Source organism: Enterovibrio gelatinilyticus, from assembly GCF_028683095.1.
Classification (GTDB): domain Bacteria; phylum Pseudomonadota; class Gammaproteobacteria; order Enterobacterales; family Vibrionaceae; genus Enterovibrio; species Enterovibrio gelatinilyticus.
Genome location: NZ_JAJUBC010000033.1, coordinates 18,393 through 41,944, shown reverse-complemented (window position 1 = coordinate 41,944; position 23,552 = coordinate 18,393). Strand labels below are relative to the sequence as shown.

Genomic DNA, 23,552 nt, shown 5'->3' with positions numbered 1-23,552 from the left:
ATAACCCTATGGCCTTTCGAGGTTTTCTTTATCTATGTGTCAGTTTGCTGCGCTCTTCTCAGCTTGAAGACGTTTTAAACGATACACTCACAGAAAATAGTGATATTAGATAACCGTATGAATCTACAAGTCATATTGTGTCTTGATGATGACCCAAACATCTTGACGCAAATCGCATCTGAATTGTCAGCGTTTAGTGGGCTATTCGACATACTCTGTGCCGATAACGTCCACACTGCCGGAAATATTCTTGAAGAGTTGAAGCGTAACGACCAACATGTTGCGTTGTTTATCTGTGATCATACGCTTGGCGAAGATCAGGGTGTGAATCTCCTTATCAACATTGATAATCACCCTGCTTCAAAAGGTGCCAGAACCATATTGCTTAATGATCAGCCCAATCTAGATGTCATTATGCAAGCAGTAAACGAAGGTCGACTCAACTACTGCATGACCAAGCCTTGGGCGCCACAAGAAATGTTTGAGACGGCCCAAAAAGAGTTAACCCAGTATGTGCTTCAGCACAACAGTGACGATTTACTGCGGTACTGCAGCGTTCTCGATCAGAAATGCCTACTAGAAGCGCACATCGACAATAAGCTTGCCTCATACAGAAATGGATTTATTGAGTCGGCGTTAGGCGTCAGCGACGAAGCACTCGCCCAAGAGCTTATTCAAGGGTTGCACGAATACTTTGCACTAAACAGCGAACATAACGTCACACGTATCTACAGTGAAGATCATATTCTCACGCATGAAGACAAACCCAACTCTTTCCTTTGGTTTGTGGAAGAAGGCGAAGTTGCCCTATTAAAAAGAGATGAATCTGGCGCCTCTCATGAAGTCGCACGGCTTGGGCAAGGCAGCTTGATAGGGGGCATGTCATTTGTAACTGGGGATGTCTCATTTTCTACGGGGATAACCTTAAAGCCCACCAAAGTGATCAAGCTCAACCGGACGCTGTTCTCTCAAGTGATGCAGGCGAGAAACGATCTACTTCCCTTGTTCTCCAGCTACCTACTTCGTCACTTTAACCGCAGGCTAAAACGCAGCATTTCTACCGAAGTAAAACTCCAACAAACGCTTCAGTCTCTTGAGTTAGCCCATAAACAGCTTATTGAAAAAGAGAAGATGGCCATGCTAGGCCAGCTTGTTGCGGGCGTTGCGCATGAACTGAACAACCCTGTTTCCGCCATACTCAGAAACAGTGACACACTCAGAGACAATATTGGGCTTCTCATCAATGTAGAGATGAGCGATGTTGCTCGGGACAAAGCCAATCAAATCATGGCAGATGCCCTGCTCTCTCGCCCAATGTCAACGGCGGATGCAAGGAAAAAAGCCAAGGTCATCGAACCCATTATTGGCGATCGCAACCTTGCGCGCAAAGCTGTAAATATGGGGTTAGATGATACAGATGAACTTCAGACTTGGCAGAAAAAACTACACCCCGAATTTGACGAAACGCTTAGCCAATGGGACATGTTTTACCAAGCAGGTAGCTTATTAAGATCAACCAATGTCTGTGCACAGCGTATTGCCGACATGGTGAAAAGCCTAAAAACCTACGCCCGACAAGACGACGAAACCATGCATGAAGTTGATATTCATGAAGGGATTGAAGACACCTTGGTGATGTTTGAAAATCAGCTCAAACGGGTTCAATTGGTGAAAGATTACGGTGAGCTTCGAGCCATTCGTTGCATGCCGATAGCACTTCAGCAAGTTTGGACCAACCTAATATCAAACGCTCTCGACGCGATTAGTACAGACGGTGAAATTCAAGTGACAACCCGCGAGACAGTATTTCGCAGCCGTAAAGCGGTAAAAGTCACGATACGAGACAATGGCATGGGTATTCCTACCCCCATCAAAAACAAAATTTTCGAACTCAACTATACCACCAAACGTGAAGGGCATTTTGGTCTAGGCATTGGCCTGTCTGTGTGTCGCCAAATTGTCGAACATCATGGGGGACTTATTGATGTGCACTCCTCCGCAGGGGAGTTTACCGCAATGATGGTGACCCTTCCCTATTCACCTTTGACTACACCCTCTAAGGAGAATATATGAGTAAGTATCTAATATTGTGTGTTGATGATGAACGTGATGTTCTCGACAGTGTCACGAACGATCTCGCTTCATTAGAAGAGCACTTCATTATTGAAGCGGCTGAATCCGTCGCAGAGGCAAAAGAGATTCTTGCTGACGCGAACGCCGATGATATCCAATTGGCATTAATACTCTGCGATCATATTATGCCCGACGATCTTGGGGTTGATTTCTTGATAGAGCTCAGTCAGTTAGATATGACAGCCAACGCGAAGAAGTTACTCCTAACAGGACAAGCAGGTTTGAATGAGACCGTGCAAGCCGTCAATCACGCTAGTCTTAACTATTTTATTGCCAAACCTTGGCAGGGAAAAACCCTTAAGCAGATCGTTATCGATCAATTAACAAGCTTCATGATCGAGCATGAAGCCAATTTGATGCCATGGATACAAGTGCTAGATGCAGAACGAATCATGGAAGCAATCAGCAATAATCGACTCAATTACTCAGATATGTAGAATTGAATACCCGATCAAACTGAAAATGCGTTGGTATATAAGCGCAAATAGGCAGACGATATCTGGCAAAATAGTCTGTCTACGTCATCTTTTTGATGTTTTTTGGTTAAAAGTCACTCAGCAATCTCTTAAATACGTGCCATGCTGTTGTTTCGCAAAAGCGACTTCTATTAAACTACCCACATACTCATTTTTCATCACGAGACCTTTCATGCGCAAAACCAAGATTGCTAGTATTTTACTGGCTGCTGCTTCTTCAGTTGCATTCTCTGCCGCAAGTGTTGCCAACGACGGCACCATGAGCAACTTTAGCTATGACTACTTTGAAGCACGCGTTGGTATTAGCCCAGTGACATACGGCGTCGGCTTTAGCACGTCAATTCACCCTAATGCTCACATTCGTGCAGAAATCGACAGCGAATTCGAATCTGACTATGACTCAACCGCAGCAATTGGTTTTCATGCGCCAGTGAACAACTGGGCAGATGTATACGGCGAGTTGGGTTTACGTACAATGAAACAACGTGGTCGTTTCAACCATGACACCGAATTTGGCGTTGAAGTTAACCTAGGTATTCGCCAATGGTTAGGCCCACAACTTGAAGTAGGTGGCGAGTTGGGTCACATATCTATCGCTGATGACGACGATATTTTCGGCTCAGTATATGGCCGTTTCCACGCAACAGAACTTTTCTCTTTGGGTGCGCAACTGCGTATCAATGAAGCATACGGTGATCAATTCATGCTCACCACGCGATTTAAGTTCTAAACTGCGTTTAAAATAGAATTCAAAAAAGGCCTCACATTGAGGCCTTTTCTATTCACAAGGAACAATATCGAACTCTTGCTTATCGCCAGTTTCTTGTGTCGAATCAACCAACGAGTAGCCCATCATTTCGGCCAGTCTAATGTCTTTAGCTTCTATCGAATGAATCACGACATCCGATGTTTCAGCACCGCACACACTGATAAACGACACACCAGACAATTGACCACATTGCGACGTTTTTACGCCGACACCCTTTGAAGATAGCTGCTCTCGACTGTCAGCGGCCGTTATCCCTGCACTTTCACACTGAATAACGCCACGAGACTGGTAAACCGTCACGTATTCAGGCGATTTAATGGCACAGCCTGAAATCAGAAGAAACGAGGTAATTGAAAGTGTTAACGCGATAGACTTCAAACGTGGCCTCCTAGCCTTGTATCCCTAAGTGTCATCTAGATGCTCAGTGAATCCGTAACCGTTTAAATGACTGGTTATATACCCAACCCATGAGTGTTACTTTCATTTTAAGCCGACTGGCTCCCATCCCAAACGACATCCACATCAAGTAAGTGCGCAACCGACAACCCTAATAATTCAACAGTAATTTGTTGACCAAGCATATCCATCAACCGCTGCAAACCCAGTGTCGCTTTTTGTTTACCTCCCGAATGCTCGTTAATAGCATTGATAAGGTATTTAATACAATGCACAAACTTCGGCTCGTTCAAGGCGGCTTGCCAACTCAATTTAATGGTGTGGTGAGAGGAATCATCAATCAAACCGACGACGTAGTTAAATACTTGCCCTTGAAATGCATCAGTCATTGCTTCCTTTGTCGGAACAACTCGCTGAATACCACTTCGACTCAACCCTGTGCGTTTTGCGATACTGCCGTATGTCACGGCATCCCAACCTTGCTCCATGAAGATATCGATAATCGTTTGATAGATCATGACTTCCGTTTGTTGCGCACCTTCCCTAGTGTTTTTTGCCATCTGTCCATTGATTCTTAGTTAAGATACTTCGTATCTTATATTTTCTTCACAAAAACTTACAGCTTTACACTAGGTTATTTAACACCCCACACACATTCATGAATTTCCGAGTTGATTGAGGAGCCACTGTCTGAATGCCACAATTTTCGCGTTACCTTGATGCTCCTCTCGATACACCAGAAAAAAGCTATATGGCGACTTAACAGGCTGGTCGATTGGCATTACGAGGCGACCTGAGGCCAGGTGATCTTGAATGTAAGTGACGCGTCCGATTGCGACCCCCATTCCCGATGCCGCCGCCTCAAGTGCAAGATCAGCGCGATCAAAACTGTGGTTTGTTCCATTTAGTTCTATGCCATTGCTGTTCGCCCAATAAAGCCATTCATCACTCAAGCTTGCACTAGCCCAAGGTGCTGCATCGTGTAAAAGTTGGCATTGAGCGAGCTTGTGAGGGTTATCATAAAGCCCATGCAGGATAGCATATTCAGGGCTACAAACTGGCACGATTGCGTCATCCATTAAACGGTGGCTTTCCAAACCACTGTACCGCCCATGACCAAAATAAATAGCACAATCAAATGCTTCAGCCTTGAAGTCCACGAGGTCATTTCGCGTTCTCAAGTGCAACGTCACATCAGGAAAAGTATTAGCAAACTGAGAAAGACGCGGCACTAGCCATCTTTGTGCAAATGTTGGCGGTGCCGATATAATAAAATCACCAAATGGCTTTGCACGATTGAGCTCAAGTAGCTTCACACTGATGGCCGAAAACTGTTCGGTCACAACTTGCTTCAACTGCTCTCCCTCATTCGTTAATGCCAAATGACGGGGGCGTCTTAAGAAAAGAGACACATCTAAACGCTGTTCTAGCTTTTTTATTCGATGACTCACCGCGCTTTGTGTTAGGTGCAACTGTTCAGCCGCACGCGTGAAACTCATGGTTTCTGCAACAATCGAAAAGCAGTGTAACCCTGCAAGTAATGACGCAGACAACTCTGGTAATTTCATAACAATGCTACTGTTTTTGGTACTGAATAGTAGAACTGTAACAATTATGTCTAAACACGTATAGCACGTGTTTTTCTAAGCTTCAGATAGACAAAAAGCCGCACAATGCGGCTTTTGTTGGGTGAGAATGAGATGAGATCACACAGCGCGAAGAAGGTTCTGTTTTGTCTCTTCACTCAGCAATGTGTAGTGAACACCCGTTTGAGCGCCAGCAAACATCCACAATAGTTTAATATCGACATCGTATCCGTGTGCTTCCTGCACTTTTCGGAACAATTCTTCAGGACTCATAGAGAAGAAAGTATCAACATCGGCAATACCCGCTTTCTTCAACATTCTTTCGATAGTCAAGCGTAGGTTTGGCAAATCACGAAGACGCTTGTTTAACTTGGAATCGCGGTATTCCTTCTCGGCGACAGAGTTCACTACGGACTTTTTTACCATCGCATCTAAACCTTCGTCCTCTGCATCATAGAGATCGGTGATATCGTAGTAATTTACAATCGCAGTGGAGCTCTTCTTAACATGAACGAACTTTTTGCATTCTTTCGCAAGCAGTGCATCGGTTAAATCTGCACCACCACGCAAATAAATGCGCTCTTCTTTGACTAGCGAAAACATCGCTCCGCTAACGAAAAATCCTGTTCCGCCAAACATCGAACGTTTTTCCGTTTCGCCGAACTGAGATAAGTACTCAACAAAGCCACTTTTAACTTCAAGCACAGGTGCCTCCTTTCTCCCCAAGAGCCAATTCCTCGGCCAAAATCTGTAATTTCTCAACGCGAATTAATGATGCCGCATAAAGGCATAGAAAACCATGCACTAGATCACCGATAGTAGATACATGTAGTAAAAGTGCAACACCCATCACGAATATGAAGTGTAATAATTATGTTTAATCAATGTTAAATGCACCATGACGCTCGCAACTTGACACGATTTGTTACATCAACATTTGCTAACAAACGTTAATTCACTTCAAATTATGGAGGGTAATATCACGTAAACTTGCGAATCCTTAATTATTAGTATTGTCAATTAGTGGAATGGCAGGATTTCTAGACAGACGATCCACCTTTAGTGGCGTTCGTTCAATTTTAGTGACTTATGTATTCCATTTAATACGCAGTACAACTACTATTCGACCAGCGTTTTTTCGAGTCTAAAAAGATGGATCATCTATCGTTATTCTGGGTTAATCCCAACCGTGATAAGTACCTAAAAGCCATTGAATCGGATTTTTTCCACCGTGTTTATCGCTCAATAAAAGACAACACGCTGGAACTCCCCCCCATTCCAGATGTTGTTCTCAAGCTTCAACAGGTTTGTCATTCGCCGAATACAAGGGTGAGAGACGTTTCTGCACTGCTGCTTGACGACGCAACACTTGCAGCGGCTGTTATTCGATCGGCTAACTCGGCGGTATTTAGCCCGCGAACTAATCGTCCATGTCATGACATTAATATGGCGGTCTCTCGGCTTGGCATTCAGCGTGTTTTGGGGCTCGCGACGGCACACGCAATTCAATCATTGAAGAATAATTCGCATTTCAGTAAAGAATGCAACGCACTCTTAAAGCAAAGTGCCCTCGCGTCACGTGAGTTTGCCTCTACCATGGCGCTGCTATGTCAAAAAGTAAAAAGCTACGATGATGACATGATTGCTCTCGAAGTCGAAAAAGCACTATTGATTGGATTGCTCGCTGACATCGGCATATACAGCGCTATTAAGGCTTATCAGGAGTATTCTGATGAAGGTAACTATCTGGATTTTGAAATCGCTAGCCACGTTTTCTATTCGGTGAGCAAAGAAGCGAGTCGGTTCATCCTTAAAAACTGGGGGTTTGATGCCGACTTCATTGAAGTATCATTGAATCGACGGATCCGGAAGTCTACTGAAGATGTCACCTACCTTGATGTGGCAAAGATGGCCAATCACCTGCTCATGTTTCGTGCCAAAGATGAAGATATCGACGAACACGAAGTTGAAATCACACTGGCGGGAGCCGAGGCACTTTATGAACTGTCTAACCTCAACGAACGTGAATTTCGTCATCAGATAAACAACATAGTCAACAACTGCGGGTTTTAACCCCCCTCTCTCGGGACAAAGATTGACCTAATTAGAAGACCGCTGATACTCTCATCTCGGTTTTCTATTTATCAATAAGGTCTTACTCGATGCTTCCCGGCATGCTATACATTTTTATTCCACTCGTAGTGGGTTACTTCATCACCATTAAGAGTACATCTCTTCTTGAAACCATTAATCGCTCAACGTCGCGATTAGTCTTTGTCATTTTAGGATTAATGGGGCTTAGTCTTGCTGGGTTAGACAACCTTAGTAGTAACCTGAATCAAATTCTTTTGCTCAGCGTAACGTTCTTTTTCTGCATTGGTGTTGCCAATCTACTCGCTTTACCCATCCTTGATCTCTTACTAAAAACCAAAACAGAACAGCATAAACAAACCGTCCCGCTTTCAAGTATGGTGATGGAATCCGTCAAATTGGTGTTTGTTGTAGGAGGAGGCCTAGTACTCGGGCTCCTACTTCCTATTCCACTAGACTGGGTTGATCCAGCCAGTGAAGGAATATTGCTCATTCTGCTATTTTTGATTGGTATTCAACTTCGCAATAGCGGCATGACCCTCAAACAAATTATTCTGAATAAGAAAGGGCTGAGTGTTGCACTGGTTGTTATTGTTACGTCACTTTTAGGTGGATTACTTGCAGCATGGCTTCTCGACCTTCCCTACAATCACGGTCTTGCGATGGCATCGGGCTTTGGATGGTATTCTCTAGCGGGAATTCTGATGGGTGATGCACTTGGGCCTGTCTATGGCGGTGCGTCTTTCTTGCTTGAGCTCACGCGTGAACTCGTAGCGATTATCCTTATTCCCATTTTTATTGCTCGCTATCCATTAACAGCGATTGGATATGGTGGCGCAACATCTATGGATTTCACATTACCCATCATTCAAACCACTGGTGGCGTGAAGTGTGTTCCCATCGCCATTGTTAGTGGGTTTATATTAAGCTTGCTCGTTCCTATTCTCATGCTCTTTTTCGTGGCACTGTAGCCAGAAAAGATCACGTCAAATGCGCAAGCAGACAAAGCAATAAGCAATAAGCAATCAACAATATATGAACAAAAAAAAGGAGAGCATATGCTCTCCTTTTTAACGATTAACTGTTGGGGGAATAACAGTCGATCTTAGTGATTGCGAATCCACTCATCCATATCAGACTTTAAGTTGTCTGACTTAGTACCGAAGATAGCTTGTACGCCACCACCAGCAACAACCACACCCGCAGCACCTAGCTTCTTCAGTCTGTCTTGGTCTACAGCATCAACACTTGCTACAGCCACGCGAAGACGTGTGATACACGCATCTAGGTTTGTGATGTTCTCTTTACCGCCGAATGCCATCACCAACTCTTTCGCCATGTCAGACGTTTCGCCAGTAACTACTGTTTCTTTCTCATCATCTTCACGACCAGGCGTTTTAAGGTCCATCACTCGGATTACTACGCGGAATACTACATAGTAAATAGCCGCATAGATAAGACCCATGACGACCAGCAAACCCATGTTTTGCGCGTTTGGCGACTGAACGATGAAGTCAATGAACCCGTTTGAGAAAGTGTGACCGTGTACGATACCCAGTGAGTTAGTGATAACGTAAGCCAAACCAGCGAGAACAGCGTGAATAACATAAAGAACAGGAGCAACGAACAGGAAGGCGAATTCGATAGGTTCGGTGATACCTGTTAGGAATGACGTCAGTGCAGCTGAAATCATGATACCTGCAACTTTCGCACGGTTTTCAGGCTTTGCTGAATGCCAGATTGCAAGTGCAGCCGCTGGCAGACCGAACATCTTGAACAGGTAACCACCTGCAAGTTGACCAAAACCATTACCTGCAGCGCGAGATGCATCATCAGCAGTCAGAAAGCATGTCATGATGCCATTTGCTGTTTCACCCACTTTGTTTACACAAGAACCTGCTTCGTAGAAGAATGGTACGTTCCAGATGTGGTGCAGGCCGAATGGGATAAGCGAGCGTTCAATAACACCGTAAATGCCAAATGCAGCGACTGGATTTTGGTTTGCGGCCCAATCAGAAAACGTCGCTATGGCAGCACCAATTGGTGGCCAAATCAGAGACAGAACTAGACCTAGCGCAATTGAGCACAAGCCAGTCATTATTGGTACGAAACGCTTGCCAGCAAAGAAGCCCAGGTATTCAGGTAACTGAATACGGAAGAAGCGGTTAAACGCCCAACCCGCAACTGCACCCACCAAGATGCCGCCCAGCACACCCGTATCAATACTATCAACGCCGTGTACGCTCGCCATAACATTAAGCGTCGCGACCATGATGCCGTAACCGACGGTTGCAGAAAGTGCTGCTACACCATCGTTGTTTGTAAAGCCAAGCGCTACACCTATTGCAAATAGCAGTGGCATTTGACCAAATACAGATCCACCTGCTTGTTCCATCAAATGAGAAACAACATCTGGCATCCAGCTAAAGTTCGCAGCACCTACCCCAAGAAGGATACCCGCTACTGGCAAAACCGATACTGGCAGCATAAGTGCCTTACCGACTTTTTGCGCATTGGCAAACAGGTTCTTAAACATAATTTTGCTCCTGAAAATGATGAGTTGAAGTAGAGCTCAATGACATTACGAACTCTCGACAACCCGGAAACAATGTTATTCGCTGAGTAATATAGGCCTGCTTTTTGTAGGACTCTACGTAACGTCACTTGAGGGTTCAGAAACTAAATATAGATCACATGACCAAGGTCGATAACAACCACCTCAATAAACAGCAACCAGTTGATTTTAAACAGTTAAAAATCATTTAGCCCATCAATTAAACAATCCAAAGCGTGAAGTAAAATAGAGTCACTCAAGTTATTTTATGTAACGAATTAAGATTAATATCTATACCGCTAGTTACATAAAACGGTTCAATTTACTGGTTTACATAGTGTTGCATGTTTATTAAGGCCATCATGTCGCATTTTCAAGTCAGCAATACTGTCCATTTAATCTTCGATATGTAAATTACGTTAAAATGAGGACATGTAGGACAAATAGAGCCATGAAACAATTACTTACTTTGCTACTGGCGATTTCAGTTACTGGCTGCAACAGCACACTGATACCGGATCCGATTCAAGCAGATACTTCTTGGCAACACACAACATTAGACAATGGTTTAAATCTGCATATTCAAAAGCAGCAAGGCGCGTCAGTCTCAGTGCGCCTCCTCGTTCACACAGGATCCATTGATGAAGAGGCAGATCAGAGTGGCTACGCGCACTTTCTCGAGCACATGGCATTTAACGGTAGTGAAAACTTCCAAAAAAACGACGTCATCAAACTGTTTGGTGATGCCGGGCTGAACTTCGGTCAGCATTTAAACGCATACACCTATTATGATTGGACGTACTACAAACTCGATTTACCCAATAATAGTCATTTGCCACAAGCACTAAACTGGTTCAAAGACATATCAACAGGCTTAATGCTCTCTCCTGATGCGGTGGACGCAGAAAAAGGCGTCGTACTTGGCGAACTCCGTCGTCAAGAAGCCTCACAAAACTCAATCTACTTCAAAGCACATATGGCACTGGCAGACGAAGCCTATGAAGGTAACATCAACGTGCTTGGCACACGTGAATCCATAACCAACCTTTCCCTCCAAAGGTTACGAGACTACTATCAGACGAACTACACGCCAGATCGCGCAGAGCTGATCATCAGTGGGGATATAGATAAAACCGATGTGGACACACTCATTCGTTCAACATTTGGTGATTGGCCCCGCCAAGAAAGACCCACAGAAAGACAGACGAAGGCAACGCAATTTAATGCACAGCCAATAACACTTACCGTAGCTGACAACGAATTCCCTTCTTTCTCGCTCATATTCAAACCTGAAAATAATGCGTTAACTGAAGGTGTCCATTTTGAAAAATATGCGAACCATCTGATCCTGGCCAACGCTATCAGCACACGCTTGAACGACAGAGCATCGGACACCCAAGCCCCCATTCAGTCTATATCAAGTAGTGTTGATTACTTATTTGACTCGCCACAACTCATCGTGGGAATGGATTTTGAAAGCAATAATCGCGAAGCAGCAATGACGTTTCTAGCAAAAGAACTTGCTACCCTCAGAGATCATGGGCTCAGCTCACTGGAAATTGAAGCGCAATTGACCGTCTTTGCGGATGACGAGAAAAATCTCAAAACCAACTGGACCGCGACAGAATTTGCTGACGAAAAGTTGACTGACCTCCTCAACGGCACTCAAACATTGTCACAGGCTCAGCGCACCGCTCTATCTAGTCGCTATGCCACCCTTGCTGACAACGAGTATCTCAACAAACAGTTACGCCAACTGCTCAGTGACGATGGCATTAAGCCCATTACTGGTCTCGCCCACAATCAGATCATCGACAAAAACACCGACAAACTCGTTACCGCAAGTCTTGCCGCTTTCGATAACACCTTCAACAAAAAAGGACAGAAGCTGATTCTGCCTGAAGCCATAGACGACTTCCCACAGCCAAAAACAACAGGAGAGATTGCTTCAGTCATCGCTGTCACACCTGACACAACCAAGTTCAAACTCAGTAATAACGTCAATGTATACCTCAGGCACATGCCAGATACTGGCGACAGAATATACATTTATGCGGGCGCTCAAGGCGGTATTTCATCGTTGTCTACTCAGCTAAGACCAGCGGCGTATATGGCGCCGGGCGCTTACGCACTGACAGGACTCGGTGGAATGTCATCAACCGACTTCAATCGATTTATGGTGAAGAATAGCAGTTACTTGGAGCCAATGATTGATGAGAACCGCCAGGGGTTTTATGGTGAAACAACCCGCTCTTCTCTCCCTGCATTGCTCGCGGTTATTAACCAAGCCTATCAGTATGCAGCGGTGGATGAGAGTAAGTTCGAACAACACAAATCGAACTTTGTCACCAACGAAAAGCAATTCCACGACTCACTCAATGGTAAATCGTTTAGTGCATTCAATGCGGGTATCTATACGCCATCATCTCCCCGATATGGCTTCAAACCAGAGGACTATGACGCCGTTAACGTCAAACAAGTCAGAGATGCTTACCAGCAGCTTTTCAACGTTAACCGAGGGCTCACTTTTGTCATCGCCGGAAACATCTCGGAAGAAGAACTCAAACCTTTTCTCCGTACCTATATCGCAGGTATGACATTTGAAGAAGAAACATCAAATTGGCAGTACAGCCTCAATATAAACAGTGAGAAAACTAACATTGTGTACGCCTATGGCCCCCGAGGTAACAATGTCGAGTTTGTAACGGGGTTAGTGCATTCTGGCGAAGAAAAAACCACACGTGATCGCTTTCTGGCCGATATAGCAGGCCGCATCATGACCCAACGACTGCTTGAGAATATCCGTGAGGACGCAAGTCTCGATTACTCGCCCTATTCCTTTGTCATGTGGCCTGACGGTGCCGATAAGCAGATATTTATGTTTGTTTCTAATGTGTCATTGCTCAAGCGAGAACAAGCCAAAGAACGAATTGCTAACGTTGTTGATTCATTGGGGGATGGGATTACAGATCAGGAGTATTCAAGCAACCTGACACAGCTCGGGCAAGCGTTGAAAGAAGGGCTAAATCTACCCAAAGAGCAGGCGAGAATGATGTTTAACTATGTGCTCTATGACGCAGATCCCTTAGCAGTTATAAACCCTAACTCAGTACTGGAGACCATTACCAAAGAAGAGTTAGAAACTTACATGGCAGGCTTTGTAAGTAAAAATGCTATTCGGTATGAGATAACCAATTTGCCGTCAGCCAACTAGACAGAACCAATGCTAAAAAGCAGGGGTTACAAATAAATCCCGGGCGTGTTGCCCGGCTTTATTTTTCAACAACAGTCAAACTCGCTGAATCATGCATCTTCAGGTCGCTTGGGTATATCATTGAAATACATCGCTCAAGTTCACGGTTTTATTCTTCCAAAAATCCAAATTCAGACTCAGTTCAATATCTTTGAGGTGGGATGCCATCAAGGAAATAGCCGCTAGCTCATCTTTTTGCTCAATTGCAGTCACTAGCGCTTGATGATCAGTACATCCGCACCGCATTTGCTGCTCTCTTTGATATATGGCGATAATCAAAGAGCTTCGCGTAATCAAATCTCGCAATATCTCACTCAATACTTGGTTTCCGTTAAGGGTTGCCAGCAAGGTATGGAATTCTCCGGATCGCTTGATGATTGCAAGCCTGTCTCCGCGCGCCATGGCTTGGGACTCCAACGCCAAATGCCGTTCCAACTTGAGCAAATCTTTGTCAGTGACTTTCGTCACCAATTGCTCGATAACGCCCTTTTCAATCAGCGCCCTTGCAGCCAGCACATCTTGCGCTTCATCTAACTGAGGAGCGGAAACGCTCGCACCCTTGTTCGGCGAAATAGTTACGATTCTCCGCAGCGCCAATCGCTGAATAGCAGCCCTGACATGGTTTCGGTTTGCATCGAAAGTATTCACAAGTTGGCTCTCTATCAAGCGCGTACCAGGGGGCAAGCGCTGGTCGCACACGGCCAAATTAATTGCATCCATGATACGGAAAATTTCTCGCTCTTTTTGAGATACCCCAAGTACTGACATGTCGCCTCCATTGTTAACAATTTAAGTGTACACCTTTTCAGTCCCTTGCCAACAAGCGCAAAGTCTTTGTTTTTAACTGCACTCTTTTAGTCTGCTTCAGCCCCATTCAAGGGCATTCGAATGTGCCATTAGTGTGGCACTTCACATATAACATTGAAATTAGTCGCAATTTTATTTTGGCGCGGTTCATGCATCCAACAAGAAGTAAATTGTTAGCAATCTATATTTGGAGTATCACATGAAGGGAAGTGTTCAACTCCTCGATATCAGTAAACGTTATGGCACAAGTCTCGCTGTAGATAACGTTTCGCTAAACATTGAGTCAGGTAGTTATTGCTGCCTGCTTGGCCCGAGTGGTTGCGGTAAAAGCACAACGCTCCGCATGATTGCAGGACACGAAAGTGTTTCAACAGGCGTCGTTTCGCTGAGTGATAGAAACGTCACCAACCTTTCTCCGCGTCAACGTGGCACCGCCATGATGTTTCAGAACTACGCATTGTTTCCACACATGTCGTGCATTGAAAATGCAGCCTACGGATTAAAAGTCAGTGGTGTGGCTAAGTCTGACCGATTGAAGCGTGCTGAGGACATGCTCGCACTTGTCGATATGCACGCTCACTTACACAAGTTGCCCGCGCACCTCTCGGGAGGCCAGCAACAACGCGTCGCGCTAGCGAGGGCGCTCATTTGCAAACCCGATGTCATATTACTCGATGAGCCCTTGTCAGCACTCGACCCCTTTCTTCGCATAAAAATGCGCAAAGAACTCAAACGATTGCAGCGACAGCTCGGGTTAACCTTTATTCACGTCACCCACTCTCAGGAAGAGGCATTCGCCCTTGCCGATTTAGCCGTCGTGATGAAAGACGGAAAGATAGAGCAACAAGGTACGCCAAAGTCGATTTTTGAAAAGCCAGCATCGGCTTTTGTTGCGGATTTTATTGGGGGCCACAATGTGATTGACCCCACTGACATTGCCATTGACGCGTCATCCCCTTTTTCCGTCCGATCCGACCATATACGCATTACCTCTATAAGCAACGCTACGACCGAGAACACCGTTCACTTATCAGCAGAAATTGTGGACGTGGAATTTCAAGCACAGTTCTACTTCGTGGAAGCGGAAATCAGCAACGGTCAACGCTGTATGTGTTTTATTCCTGAAGATGACCTAGACCCAACTTTGATCTCGTCGGGCAGCAGCGTGCAGCTGAACTGGCGCATAGACGACATGAATACACTCTCTCACACTCAATAATCAAAGGACTGGACGATGAAAGACGTAAAATCTCAGCTCAACGAGACAGTTAACACGGTGACAGAAGATAACGCGCCCACAAACAAAACAAGGCGCAAAGTACTAAAAGGTGCCGCTGTCGCTACCGCCGCCGCCGCAAGCAGTGGCTTGGTCACGGGTTTCCCTATGATTTGGGCGCAGAACATCAAGAACATCACTTTGCGCCAGTTCGGCACAGGTGTTTCTAACCTCAACGCCATTGCTGACCAATGTAAAGAAGATCTCGGTTTCAACCTGCAACTAACCTCCCTTGATTCTGACAGCGTAACGCAGCGAGCCGTCACACAGCCAAATTCTTACGACATTGCTGATATTGAGTATTGGATCTGTAAGAAGGTCTTTCCGTCTAAGGTGCTACAACCGCTGGATATCACTCGACTGAAAAATTTCGACAAGATTTCCCCCCTCTTTATTAATGGACAGCTCACGCCAGATACGCCCATTGCGCAGGGTACAGCACCGCACAAAGTCGGTTTTGTATCATCAAAAGATGACACTCAATTCGCGGCCGAACCAACCAACTGGATGACCTTGATTCCAACCATCTATAACGCCGATACCTTAGGCATTCGACCTGATCTAACGGGGCGTGAGATCACGAGCTGGGCAGACATCATGGACCCTGCTTTCAAAGGTAAAGCATCGATTCTGAACATCCCTTCTATCGGCATCATGGATGCTGCCATGATTTGCGAAGCGATGGGAGTAGTCACATACGCTGACAAAGGAAACATGACCCGAGACGAGATCGACAAAACCATGGCGGTGTTGATTGAAGCGAAAAATCAGGGGCAGTTCAGAGCGTTTTGGAAATCCTTCGATGAGTCAGTCAATCTTATGGCATCGGGCGAAGTCATCATACAGAGCATGTGGTCTCCTGCTGTTGCTGCCGTCAGAAGCCGCGGAATTCCTTGCACCTACCAACCGTTGAAAGAAGGTTATCGTGCTTGGGGCGGTGGCTTAGGTTTGGCTTCTCACCTGTCCGGCCTAGAGCTTGATGCCGCTTACGAATACATCGATTGGTATTTGTCTGGCTGGGTTGGCGCATACCTGAATCGTCAAGGTTATTACAGTGCAGCTCCCGAAACATCCAAAGCCTACATGACACAAAATGAATGGGACTTCTGGATTGAAGGTAAGCCTTCGGCAGCCAACATCATGAGCCCGACCGGACAGCTGATGGAGAAAGCGGGAGCAGTACGTGATGGCGGCTCATATTGGGATCGTATGGGCAAGGTGGCTTGTTGGAACTCAGTCATGAACGAAAACAAATACATGATCCGCAAGTGGAACGAATTCATCGTTTCCTAGTGCTTAGGCTTGTGGGCTGGCACACCGTGCCAGCCTCGCTTTGGCGTAGCCACAGTTGAACTTAGTAGCATCACCTCTTTGATGGAGTCAGCGATTTAATGAATTCTCCAACACTTTTTACTGTCGACAAACAAATCAACAGCTACTGGCAAGCGACGCCATTGGCGATTGTTTTGCTGAGCTTTCTCGTCATTCCTATGATAGTGATCGTGACAGTAAGCTTCTGGGACTATAACGAGTTCTCGATCATTCCTGACTTTATTTTTGAGAACTACGAATTTCTTCTTACCTCGAAAGTGACCTGGCTAGCCTACCTACAAACGTTTAAATATGCGTTTCTCACTTGGGCAATTACCCTGCTGATCGGCTTTTTTGTTTCATACTATTTGGCATTCCATATCAAAAGTAACGGGATGCAAACAGTGCTATTTCTCATCTGCACTGTCCCGTTTCTGACGTCCAATATCATTCGCATGATTTCATGGATCCCATTACTTGGCCGAAATGGGCTTATCAATACTGGGTTAACGTCCGCCGACATTATCAGTTCCCCCATTGAATGGCTCCTGTATAGCGACTTTGCCATTGTGCTGGCATACGTCCATCTCTACACCATGTTTATGGTTGTCCCGATTTTCAATAGCATGATGCGTATCGACCGAAGCCAAATTGAAGCCGCAATAGACGCTGGTGCAACGCCTTTTCGAATCCTCGTCGATATCATTATTCCTTTGTGCAAATCCGGTATTACGATCGGTAGCATCTTTATATTCACACTCGTGATGGGCGATTTTATTACCGTAAAAGTCATGGGCGGTGGGATCAAAGCCAATGTCGCCGTGCTCATTTACAACGAAATTTCCTTGCTGCAATACCCTGCAGCGGCTGCCAGCGCCGTGATTCTTCTGATCAGCGTGATCATGATGCTGATCATGCTTTTCCGGCTCGTCGACATACGAAAGGAGGTGTGACATGAAAAACAACGCATTGACGTTTTACCTGCTCAGTTTCCTATTTGGCCTTTTTGTTTTATTCCTTTACGGGCCAACGTTCACCATTGCGGTGCTGTCATTTCAAGGCCCAGAAGGCGGACTCACCTTCCCAATGAGAGGTTTCTCATTCAATTGGTACGAACAGCTCTTTCAACGCCAAGCTGTAGGCGATTTTGCATCAGCGTTAGTACGCTCATTAGGGTTGGGCTTAACGGTCATGATATCCACGGTCGTGATATCGCTTTTGGCAGGCATGGCATTCAGAAAACACTTCAAAGGTAGCTCAATCATTTTTTATCTGACACTGGCTAGTTTAATTATTCCTTCCATTTTGATTAGCCTGGGGATTGGTTTGATGTTTGATCGATTTGGATGGCAATCTCACTGGTATAGCTCGGGTTTCGGCGCGCATCTCACATGGACGCTGCCGTTTGGCCTTCTGATCATGTTCGCGGTATTTAATCGCTTCAACCCGCACTATGAGATGGCCTCCGACGATTTGGGCGCGACGCCATGGCAAACATTTCGTTTCATACTACTCCCTTTACTGGCACCGAGCCTGATTGGAGTCGGTCTATTTGGCTTTACACTGAGCTATGACGAGTTTGCCAGAACACTGATGACGTCAGGCAGTTTCAATACGCTTCCGCTTGAGTTATTTGCCATGACAACCAACGTGACGTCTCCAGTTCTGTATGCCCTAGGAACACTAACAACGCTAATTTCACTGACTTTTATTGGATTGACGCTTTTGGCGGTTCGCGTCACTCGCGCCAAAACCGAGCCTCGCTAACACATGCAGGATGGACACATGACAATCACAGTGATTAACCCAAACGGCTCTGCATCCATGACCAAGCACTTGGAGCAAGGTTGCAATGACATGGTGCTTTCTCACCACACGCTCGAATTTCAGTACTGCGCTAACTCCCCGCTGAGTATTGAAGGGTTTAGCGATGGCGCTGCGGCCGCTCACCATCTTGCAGATTACGTCAAACACAGAGAACAAAGTGGTATGTATACTGCGGGTTATGTCGTGGCTTGCTTTGATGACACAGGCGTCGATGCAGCCCGGGAATACGTGCAATGCCCTGTCGTCGGTATCGGCGAAGCCGCTATGCAGTTCGCGAGCTTGCTAGGAAGTTCATTCGTTGTCATGACTACCCTTCAGCGCTCCGTGCCCATTATCGAAAGAAACATCGAACGGTATGGATTGCGCCATCGTTGCGCAGGCGTATTCGCCTCCAACATCCCCGTGTTAGCGCTGGAAGGCAAGCCTAACAATTACGACAAAATGCTCACTGTATCTCGTGAAGCGTTATCCAATAGGTTTGGAGAAGTGCTGGTTTTAGGCTGTGCTGGCATGAGCCAATGGCAAGAAAAGTTACAAGAAGACTTGGGTGTGCCCGTGATTGATGGGGTTAAATCGGCGATAAAAATCGTGGCTGCATTGTCAGACCTCGGGTTAAACACCAGCAAAGCACTGAGCTATGCCTACCCGGAGCAGAAACACGAATCAATGCCCTAGTAAGGAGAATACAAGGCGTAACTGAACAACCAGCTGGATTAAAAAAAAGACTGCATCGGCAGCCTTTTGTTCAGTGTGTGTTCTCTTGCTATCGCTTAAGACTCGCGCTTTGCGTGAGAGAACAATTTGAAGAAGTTCTCAGTGGTGACTTTCGCCACCTCCTCACCAGATACGCCTTTCAGCAAGCCTACGTAGTCAGCGACTTCTTTAACGTAAGCTGGTTGGTTTTCTTTTCCGCGATACGGAATCGGTGCCAAATACGGAGAGTCGGTTTCAACCAGCAATTTCTCTAATGGCAAACGGCGAACAACATCTTTCAGCTCAGAAGCTTTGTTGAACGTCACAATGCCAGATATTGAGATATAGAAACCGAGCTCAATTGCCGCTTCTGCCATCTCATAACTTTCCGTAAAGCAGTGCAAAACGCCACCCACTTTCTGCGCGTTTTCTTCACGCAGAATTTGCAAGGTATCTTCACGTGCCATACGAGTATGAATGATCAATGGCTTGTTCAGCTCGACAGCAAGGCGCACATGCTGACGAAACGCATCTTTCTGTTTGTCCGCAAGCTCTGGTTGATAATGGTAATCCAACCCCGTTTCACCGATCGCGACCACGCGATCATTAGACGCAAGCTGCTTTAACGTATCGTAATCAAAGCCTTCTTCGATATCGAGTGGGTGAACGCCACAAGAAGCGAATACGTTATCAAACGGGCGAATCAACTCCATCATGCTTGGAAAGCTTTTTAGGGTCACACCGACAGACAATAGATAATCCACACCACGTTGTTTGGCCTTTTCGACCACGTCAGCAACGTCTGTATGTAATTCGTCGTAATTTAGTTTATCGAGGTGGCAATGCGAGTCGACTAGCACGTCACTTTCTCCGGTTAGCAAAATGATGAAAGCGCAGGATTATACGGTAATCTTCGCGCTTTTTTAATTTATTCATTGAAGCCTGATAGCCAGCGACTCAGTAACAGCTCGCCATTTAGACCCGTGTGTTTAACAAGTTCCGCTTTCAGTTTGTTCAGTGCCATCAACTGCGACATCACTTTCGCCAACGGCACTGCCTTGGCTATCTGTTGTAGCGCATCCATCGCATCACAGTGGACGATAGCTTCTTGAGACCCTTGTTGTGTCTTCATCACATCAAGCAGTAAAAAGCTAAGCCAGTTTAGACCCTCTCGCTGCCCTTTGGTCAGCATATCGGTCAACGTAAATAGACCTTGGCGGGTAGACACAAACGCAACAAAAGCCTCAACCAACGCTTTATGTTTCGCCATGCTGGCATCTTCAATAAACGCTTTCGCCGCCAGCGGGGCTCCTCGATTAATTCGAATGACTTGTAAAGGCACTGAATCAAACAGCTCCCCTTCCACCCAACGTTTTACCACGCTTTCTTCGGGCAGTTTAGGCTTCCACTTATTACAGCGGCTAACAACCGTTGGCAGCATGCTGTCGATAGACTCGGAAAGCAGGATAAAGTGACAATGTGACGGTGGCTCTTCCAACGTTTTCAATAACGCATTGGCGGCAGCTTCGCCCATCCGATCGGCGTTTTGAACCAAAATGACTCGCTCGCCACCGAGTTGGGAGGTTTCCCACGCATACTGATTACCGGCACGAACCGCATCCACACCCAGTTGTTTACCTTCAGATTCAGGCCTTAACCAGTGAAAGTCTGGATGTGTATCTGCATCAAACAGCTTACAGCTATGGCATACGCTGCAAGGTTCAACAACGCCATTCTTACATAGCACCGTTTTGGCAAGCATGGCGGCAAGCGCTAGTTTTCCGCTGCCTTTCGGTGCGCTGAGCAAAACGGCATGGTGCAAGCGATCTTGCCCTAACAACTGTTGCCAGTTCTGCCAGAGTTCGCCGTGCCAAGGGTAGACATTAGCCTGCATGATTCAGCCAAGTTTGTAGTGCTGTACGAATATCAGCGGTCACGCTCTCAATCGACTGTGAGGCATCAATAATCACAATACTGTCATCAGCGTTCGCTAATTCTAAATAACGCGCACGCGAGCGATGGAAGAAGTCTAACTTCATCTTTTCAATTCTATCTAGCTCTCCACGCGCTTTAGCGCGAGCTAGGCCAATCGCTGGGTCAAGATCCATATACAACGTAAAGTGAGGGCGGAAATCGCCTAGAACCGTATCGCGTAAGTTCTGCATTAGGGCTTTATCAAACCCGCGACCACCACCTTGATAAGCCTGAGATGACATATCATGACGATCGCCAACCACATATGCACCACGCGCTAGCGCTGGCTTGATGACATTATCAACCAGTTGAATTCGCGCGGCATAAAGGAGCAGTAGTTCAGCCATGTCCGTCAATGGCTCATCGGGATGCCCCTCTTTGACAAGAGCACGCATTTGTTCTGCAAGCGGTGTACCGCCCGGTTCGCGTGTCGTTTCAATATCTGAAACCCCGGTCGCTTTTAGAGTTTCGATTACGTTTTGGATAGCTGTGGTTTTACCCGCACCTTCCAAGCCTTCTACGACGATAAATTTTCCGCTATTCATTGGGCTCTTAATACTTTTAGATACTGTCTTACTGCGCGGTTATGTTCCGCGAGCGTCTTAGAAAAATTGTGTCCACCGAGTCCATCGGCAACAAAATAAAAGTAGGGTGTATCTGATGGGTTGGCTGCAGCGAATATCGACGCTTTGCCCGACATGGCTATCGGCGTTGGAGGCAAACCCTTAATGGTATAGGTATTGTAAGGTGTTGGCGTGCGTAAATCTTTCTTACGAATATTACCATCGTACTTATCTCCCATACCGTAAATCACGGTTGGGTCTGTTTGTAATCGCATCCCTTTATTTAATCGGTTAACGAATACAGACGCGACCTTACCACGCTCTTTATCCACGGCCGTTTCTTTTTCGATAATGGACGCCAACGTAAGAAGGTCATACTCAGATTTGATTGGTAAGCTTGCTTCACGCTGCTCCCATGCCTGCTTCAGGGTGTTTTCCAACTGGTCTGATGCGCGCTTGAGAATCGCTATGTCACTCTCGCCTGACACATAATGATAGGTCTCAGGAAGTAGCAGCCCTTCCAGTTTATTAACACTCAAACCCAAGCTCTTTGCAATGTCAGCCTCAGACATATCTTCGGTATCATGAGTAATATGCTCTGTGGTCGCCAATTGAGCACGCCATTCTTTGAATGTGCTCCCCTCAACAAACGTGATAGCAAATTGATGTTCTTTACCGGAACGCGCAACCAGAAAAACATCAGAAAGTGTCATTCCCGGTTTGATTTGATAAGTGCCAGCTTTCAATCTTGTTAATTCAGGGTGCGTTTTCGCAGCCCAACGCGCCCATTGAGAACCATCAACAATATCTTGTGACACCAAGTTTCGGGTAAATGAATGGTAGTTGGCTCCGTCTGGAACCGTCACCAGTTGGCTGGCATCGATCTTGATGGGGCCATTCACATAGCCTTCGATTTGACCATGAACCCAATATGCGCCGCCCAGTGCAGCTACTACTAAAAACAATAAAATCAGGGCGATTTTCTTAATCACGCATTCAACCTCAATGTAAGAGCTCTACACGCCGCATCACTGCGGTAACGTGTTTGTTCTATGCAACGAACAGGAACCAATCCCATCACTGCATTGGTTATAAATACTTCATCCGCGCTGAAAATCGTGTCGGCGTCTACTGTCACAATATTCACGTCGAATCCTTCCAATGGTGCTGCATGGATCACTTCAGCACGCATTGTACCTTCTACACCAGACAACGATAGGTCCGGCGTGAAAAGGGCATTGCCTTTTCGCCAAAACAAATTTGATGCCGACGCTTCCACCAACTTGCCGTTGAGATCACACACCACACCATCATCAATGTCTTGAGTATCCAATTCTTGCTTTATTAATACTTGCTCAAGACGATTGAGGTGCTTTAATCCAGCAAGCGAAGACAAACCTAATCGTTGATTGAGCATCACCATTTGTATGCCCTGCTCTTTCCATTGCTGATAGTGCGAAGGATAAGCGTGTGATGACACAACAACATTCGGCGTGTGACAACCTTTTGGGCTATAACCTCGACCACCACTTCCTCGCGTCACGATAATCTTCACGATGCTTTTGCTTTCATGCTTCTGAGAAAAAGCAACGCTTTCAGCTGACGTAGCGACCTGTTGCCAATCAACGCCATCAATACCTAGCTTTGCCGTGTTGGCTTTCAAACGCGCTAAGTGACGTGACCAAGAACGAACTACACCATCATTGACCAGCATGGTGGTATAGCATCCGTCTCCGTATTGCAGTCCCCTGTCAGCAATCGGCAGGAAATCAGCAAGCTGTCCATTAAGCAGGATCATGGTTCATCCTTGAAAAGCAGAAAAAAAAACGGCCCGATATCAACT

22 protein-coding genes are annotated in these 23,552 nt (G+C 45.9%); 11 read left to right on the top strand and 11 right to left on the bottom strand.

Annotated elements, in window-relative coordinates; all coding sequences use genetic code 11:
* The first annotated feature begins 117 nt into the window (after positions 1-117).
* The 3 genes from LRP50_RS21580 (at position 118) to LRP50_RS21570 (ending at position 3,339) form a co-directional block, all read left to right on the top strand.
* Positions 118-2,073: an ATP-binding protein gene (locus LRP50_RS21580; RefSeq protein WP_274166502.1), complete on the top strand. Its 1,956-nt coding sequence runs from the start codon at positions 118-120 to the stop codon at positions 2,071-2,073.
* Positions 2,070-2,570: a response regulator gene (locus tag LRP50_RS21575; protein WP_274166501.1), complete on the top strand. Its 501-nt coding sequence runs from the start codon at positions 2,070-2,072 to the stop codon at positions 2,568-2,570. The genes LRP50_RS21580 and LRP50_RS21575 overlap by 4 nt, the downstream gene beginning before the upstream one ends.
* Before the next feature lie 211 nt (positions 2,571-2,781).
* Positions 2,782-3,339 carry an outer membrane beta-barrel protein gene (locus LRP50_RS21570; RefSeq protein ID WP_274166500.1) on the top strand — a complete coding sequence of 186 codons (558 nt, stop codon included), beginning with the start codon at positions 2,782-2,784 and terminating at the stop codon, positions 3,337-3,339.
* Positions 3,340-3,387: 48 nt separating this feature from the next.
* On the opposite strand, the gene LRP50_RS21565 is transcribed toward LRP50_RS21570, so the two are convergent.
* From LRP50_RS21565 to LRP50_RS21550, 4 genes are all read right to left on the bottom strand, one after another.
* The gene (locus tag LRP50_RS21565) at positions 3,388-3,756 is read right to left on the bottom strand and encodes a hypothetical protein (protein WP_274166499.1); all 369 of its coding nucleotides are present in this window, start codon (positions 3,754-3,756) and stop codon (positions 3,388-3,390) included.
* A gap of 107 nt (positions 3,757-3,863) precedes the next feature.
* Positions 3,864-4,334 (bottom strand): TetR/AcrR family transcriptional regulator, encoded by a 471-nt coding sequence (locus LRP50_RS21560; RefSeq protein WP_274166498.1) that lies wholly within the window; start codon positions 4,332-4,334, stop codon positions 3,864-3,866.
* A gap of 96 nt (positions 4,335-4,430) precedes the next feature.
* Positions 4,431-5,342, bottom strand: coding sequence for a DNA-binding transcriptional regulator DsdC (dsdC, locus tag LRP50_RS21555; protein WP_274166497.1), 912 nt, complete (start codon positions 5,340-5,342; stop codon positions 4,431-4,433).
* 138 nt (positions 5,343-5,480) lie between these two features.
* Positions 5,481-6,065, bottom strand: a complete 585-nt coding sequence (locus tag LRP50_RS21550; protein WP_274166496.1) for a TfoX/Sxy family DNA transformation protein — start codon at positions 6,063-6,065, stop codon at positions 5,481-5,483.
* A gap of 447 nt (positions 6,066-6,512) precedes the next feature.
* Between LRP50_RS21550 and LRP50_RS21545 the strand changes: the two genes are divergently transcribed.
* Complete coding sequence (locus LRP50_RS21545; protein ID WP_274166495.1) at positions 6,513-7,433, top strand: HDOD domain-containing protein; 921 nt, start codon at positions 6,513-6,515, stop codon at positions 7,431-7,433.
* A gap of 89 nt (positions 7,434-7,522) precedes the next feature.
* The gene (locus tag LRP50_RS21540; RefSeq protein WP_274166494.1) at positions 7,523-8,422 is read left to right on the top strand and encodes a LysO family transporter; all 900 of its coding nucleotides are present in this window, start codon (positions 7,523-7,525) and stop codon (positions 8,420-8,422) included.
* A 134-nt stretch (positions 8,423-8,556) separates the two neighbouring features.
* Here LRP50_RS21540 and ptsG read toward each other — a convergent pair whose 3' ends face one another.
* The gene (gene ptsG, locus LRP50_RS21535; RefSeq protein WP_274166493.1) at positions 8,557-9,987 is read right to left on the bottom strand and encodes a PTS glucose transporter subunit IIBC; all 1,431 of its coding nucleotides are present in this window, start codon (positions 9,985-9,987) and stop codon (positions 8,557-8,559) included.
* Between the two features lie 469 nt (positions 9,988-10,456).
* On the opposite strand from ptsG, the gene LRP50_RS21530 reads away from it, so the two are divergent.
* A complete protein-coding gene (locus LRP50_RS21530; RefSeq protein WP_274166492.1) occupies positions 10,457-13,219 on the top strand; it encodes a M16 family metallopeptidase in 2,763 nt (920 codons plus the stop codon).
* Positions 13,220-13,336: 117 nt separating this feature from the next.
* On the opposite strand, the gene LRP50_RS21525 is transcribed toward LRP50_RS21530, so the two are convergent.
* Positions 13,337-14,026: a GntR family transcriptional regulator gene (locus LRP50_RS21525; protein WP_274166491.1), complete on the bottom strand. Its 690-nt coding sequence runs from the start codon at positions 14,024-14,026 to the stop codon at positions 13,337-13,339.
* A gap of 238 nt (positions 14,027-14,264) precedes the next feature.
* On the opposite strand from LRP50_RS21525, the gene LRP50_RS21520 reads away from it, so the two are divergent.
* From LRP50_RS21520 to LRP50_RS21500, 5 genes are all read left to right on the top strand, one after another.
* Positions 14,265-15,284: an ABC transporter ATP-binding protein gene (locus LRP50_RS21520; protein ID WP_274166490.1), complete on the top strand. Its 1,020-nt coding sequence runs from the start codon at positions 14,265-14,267 to the stop codon at positions 15,282-15,284.
* A gap of 15 nt (positions 15,285-15,299) precedes the next feature.
* Entirely contained in the window at positions 15,300-16,634 is a 1,335-nt protein-coding gene (locus tag LRP50_RS21515; RefSeq protein WP_274166489.1) for an ABC transporter substrate-binding protein, read from the top strand.
* A 98-nt stretch (positions 16,635-16,732) separates the two neighbouring features.
* Positions 16,733-17,605: an ABC transporter permease gene (locus tag LRP50_RS21510; RefSeq protein ID WP_274166488.1), complete on the top strand. Its 873-nt coding sequence runs from the start codon at positions 16,733-16,735 to the stop codon at positions 17,603-17,605.
* Position 17,606: 1 nt separating this feature from the next.
* Positions 17,607-18,419, top strand: coding sequence for an ABC transporter permease (locus tag LRP50_RS21505; RefSeq protein ID WP_274166487.1), 813 nt, complete (start codon positions 17,607-17,609; stop codon positions 18,417-18,419).
* Between the two features lie 18 nt (positions 18,420-18,437).
* Positions 18,438-19,154, top strand: coding sequence for an aspartate/glutamate racemase family protein (locus LRP50_RS21500; RefSeq protein WP_274166486.1), 717 nt, complete (start codon positions 18,438-18,440; stop codon positions 19,152-19,154).
* Positions 19,155-19,249: 95 nt separating this feature from the next.
* Here the strand turns inward: LRP50_RS21500 and LRP50_RS21495 are convergent, their stop codons facing one another.
* From LRP50_RS21495 to pabC, 5 genes are all read right to left on the bottom strand, one after another.
* Positions 19,250-20,032 (bottom strand): TatD family hydrolase, encoded by a 783-nt coding sequence (locus LRP50_RS21495; RefSeq protein ID WP_274166485.1) that lies wholly within the window; start codon positions 20,030-20,032, stop codon positions 19,250-19,252.
* A 68-nt stretch (positions 20,033-20,100) separates the two neighbouring features.
* Complete coding sequence (gene holB, locus LRP50_RS21490; RefSeq protein ID WP_274166484.1) at positions 20,101-21,066, bottom strand: DNA polymerase III subunit delta'; 966 nt, start codon at positions 21,064-21,066, stop codon at positions 20,101-20,103.
* Complete coding sequence (gene tmk, locus LRP50_RS21485) at positions 21,056-21,691, bottom strand: dTMP kinase (RefSeq protein ID WP_274166483.1); 636 nt, start codon at positions 21,689-21,691, stop codon at positions 21,056-21,058. Before tmk ends, holB begins: the two co-directional genes overlap by 11 nt.
* Positions 21,688-22,701 carry an endolytic transglycosylase MltG gene (gene mltG / locus LRP50_RS21480; RefSeq protein ID WP_274166482.1) on the bottom strand — a complete coding sequence of 338 codons (1,014 nt, stop codon included), beginning with the start codon at positions 22,699-22,701 and terminating at the stop codon, positions 21,688-21,690. The genes tmk and mltG overlap by 4 nt, the downstream gene beginning before the upstream one ends.
* Complete coding sequence (gene pabC, locus LRP50_RS21475; RefSeq protein ID WP_274166481.1) at positions 22,698-23,507, bottom strand: aminodeoxychorismate lyase; 810 nt, start codon at positions 23,505-23,507, stop codon at positions 22,698-22,700. The genes mltG and pabC overlap by 4 nt, the downstream gene beginning before the upstream one ends.
* Positions 23,508-23,552 lie beyond the last annotated feature (45 nt).

Bases quoted from the DNA above. Each gene is read 5' to 3' on its own strand.
- LRP50_RS21580 (WP_274166502.1), top strand. From the start codon at position 118: ATGAATCTACAAGTCATATTGTGTCTTGATGATGACCCAAACATCTTG.
- LRP50_RS21575 (WP_274166501.1), top strand. From the start codon at position 2,070: ATGAGTAAGTATCTAATATTGTGTGTTGATGATGAACGTGATGTTCTC.
- LRP50_RS21570 (WP_274166500.1), top strand. From the start codon at position 2,782: ATGCGCAAAACCAAGATTGCTAGTATTTTACTGGCTGCTGCTTCTTCA.
- LRP50_RS21560 (WP_274166498.1), bottom strand. From the start codon at position 4,334: ATGGCAAAAAACACTAGGGAAGGTGCGCAACAAACGGAAGTCATGATC.
- dsdC (WP_274166497.1), bottom strand. From the start codon at position 5,342: ATGAAATTACCAGAGTTGTCTGCGTCATTACTTGCAGGGTTACACTGC.
- LRP50_RS21545 (WP_274166495.1), top strand. From the start codon at position 6,513: ATGGATCATCTATCGTTATTCTGGGTTAATCCCAACCGTGATAAGTAC.
- LRP50_RS21540 (WP_274166494.1), top strand. From the start codon at position 7,523: ATGCTTCCCGGCATGCTATACATTTTTATTCCACTCGTAGTGGGTTAC.
- ptsG (WP_274166493.1), bottom strand. From the start codon at position 9,987: ATGTTTAAGAACCTGTTTGCCAATGCGCAAAAAGTCGGTAAGGCACTT.
- LRP50_RS21530 (WP_274166492.1), top strand. From the start codon at position 10,457: ATGAAACAATTACTTACTTTGCTACTGGCGATTTCAGTTACTGGCTGC.
- LRP50_RS21525 (WP_274166491.1), bottom strand. From the start codon at position 14,026: ATGTCAGTACTTGGGGTATCTCAAAAAGAGCGAGAAATTTTCCGTATC.
- LRP50_RS21520 (WP_274166490.1), top strand. From the start codon at position 14,265: ATGAAGGGAAGTGTTCAACTCCTCGATATCAGTAAACGTTATGGCACA.
- LRP50_RS21515 (WP_274166489.1), top strand. From the start codon at position 15,300: ATGAAAGACGTAAAATCTCAGCTCAACGAGACAGTTAACACGGTGACA.
- LRP50_RS21510 (WP_274166488.1), top strand. From the start codon at position 16,733: ATGAATTCTCCAACACTTTTTACTGTCGACAAACAAATCAACAGCTAC.
- LRP50_RS21505 (WP_274166487.1), top strand. From the start codon at position 17,607: ATGAAAAACAACGCATTGACGTTTTACCTGCTCAGTTTCCTATTTGGC.
- LRP50_RS21500 (WP_274166486.1), top strand. From the start codon at position 18,438: ATGACAATCACAGTGATTAACCCAAACGGCTCTGCATCCATGACCAAG.
- holB (WP_274166484.1), bottom strand. From the start codon at position 21,066: ATGCAGGCTAATGTCTACCCTTGGCACGGCGAACTCTGGCAGAACTGG.
- tmk (WP_274166483.1), bottom strand. From the start codon at position 21,691: ATGAATAGCGGAAAATTTATCGTCGTAGAAGGCTTGGAAGGTGCGGGT.
- pabC (WP_274166481.1), bottom strand. From the start codon at position 23,507: ATGATCCTGCTTAATGGACAGCTTGCTGATTTCCTGCCGATTGCTGAC.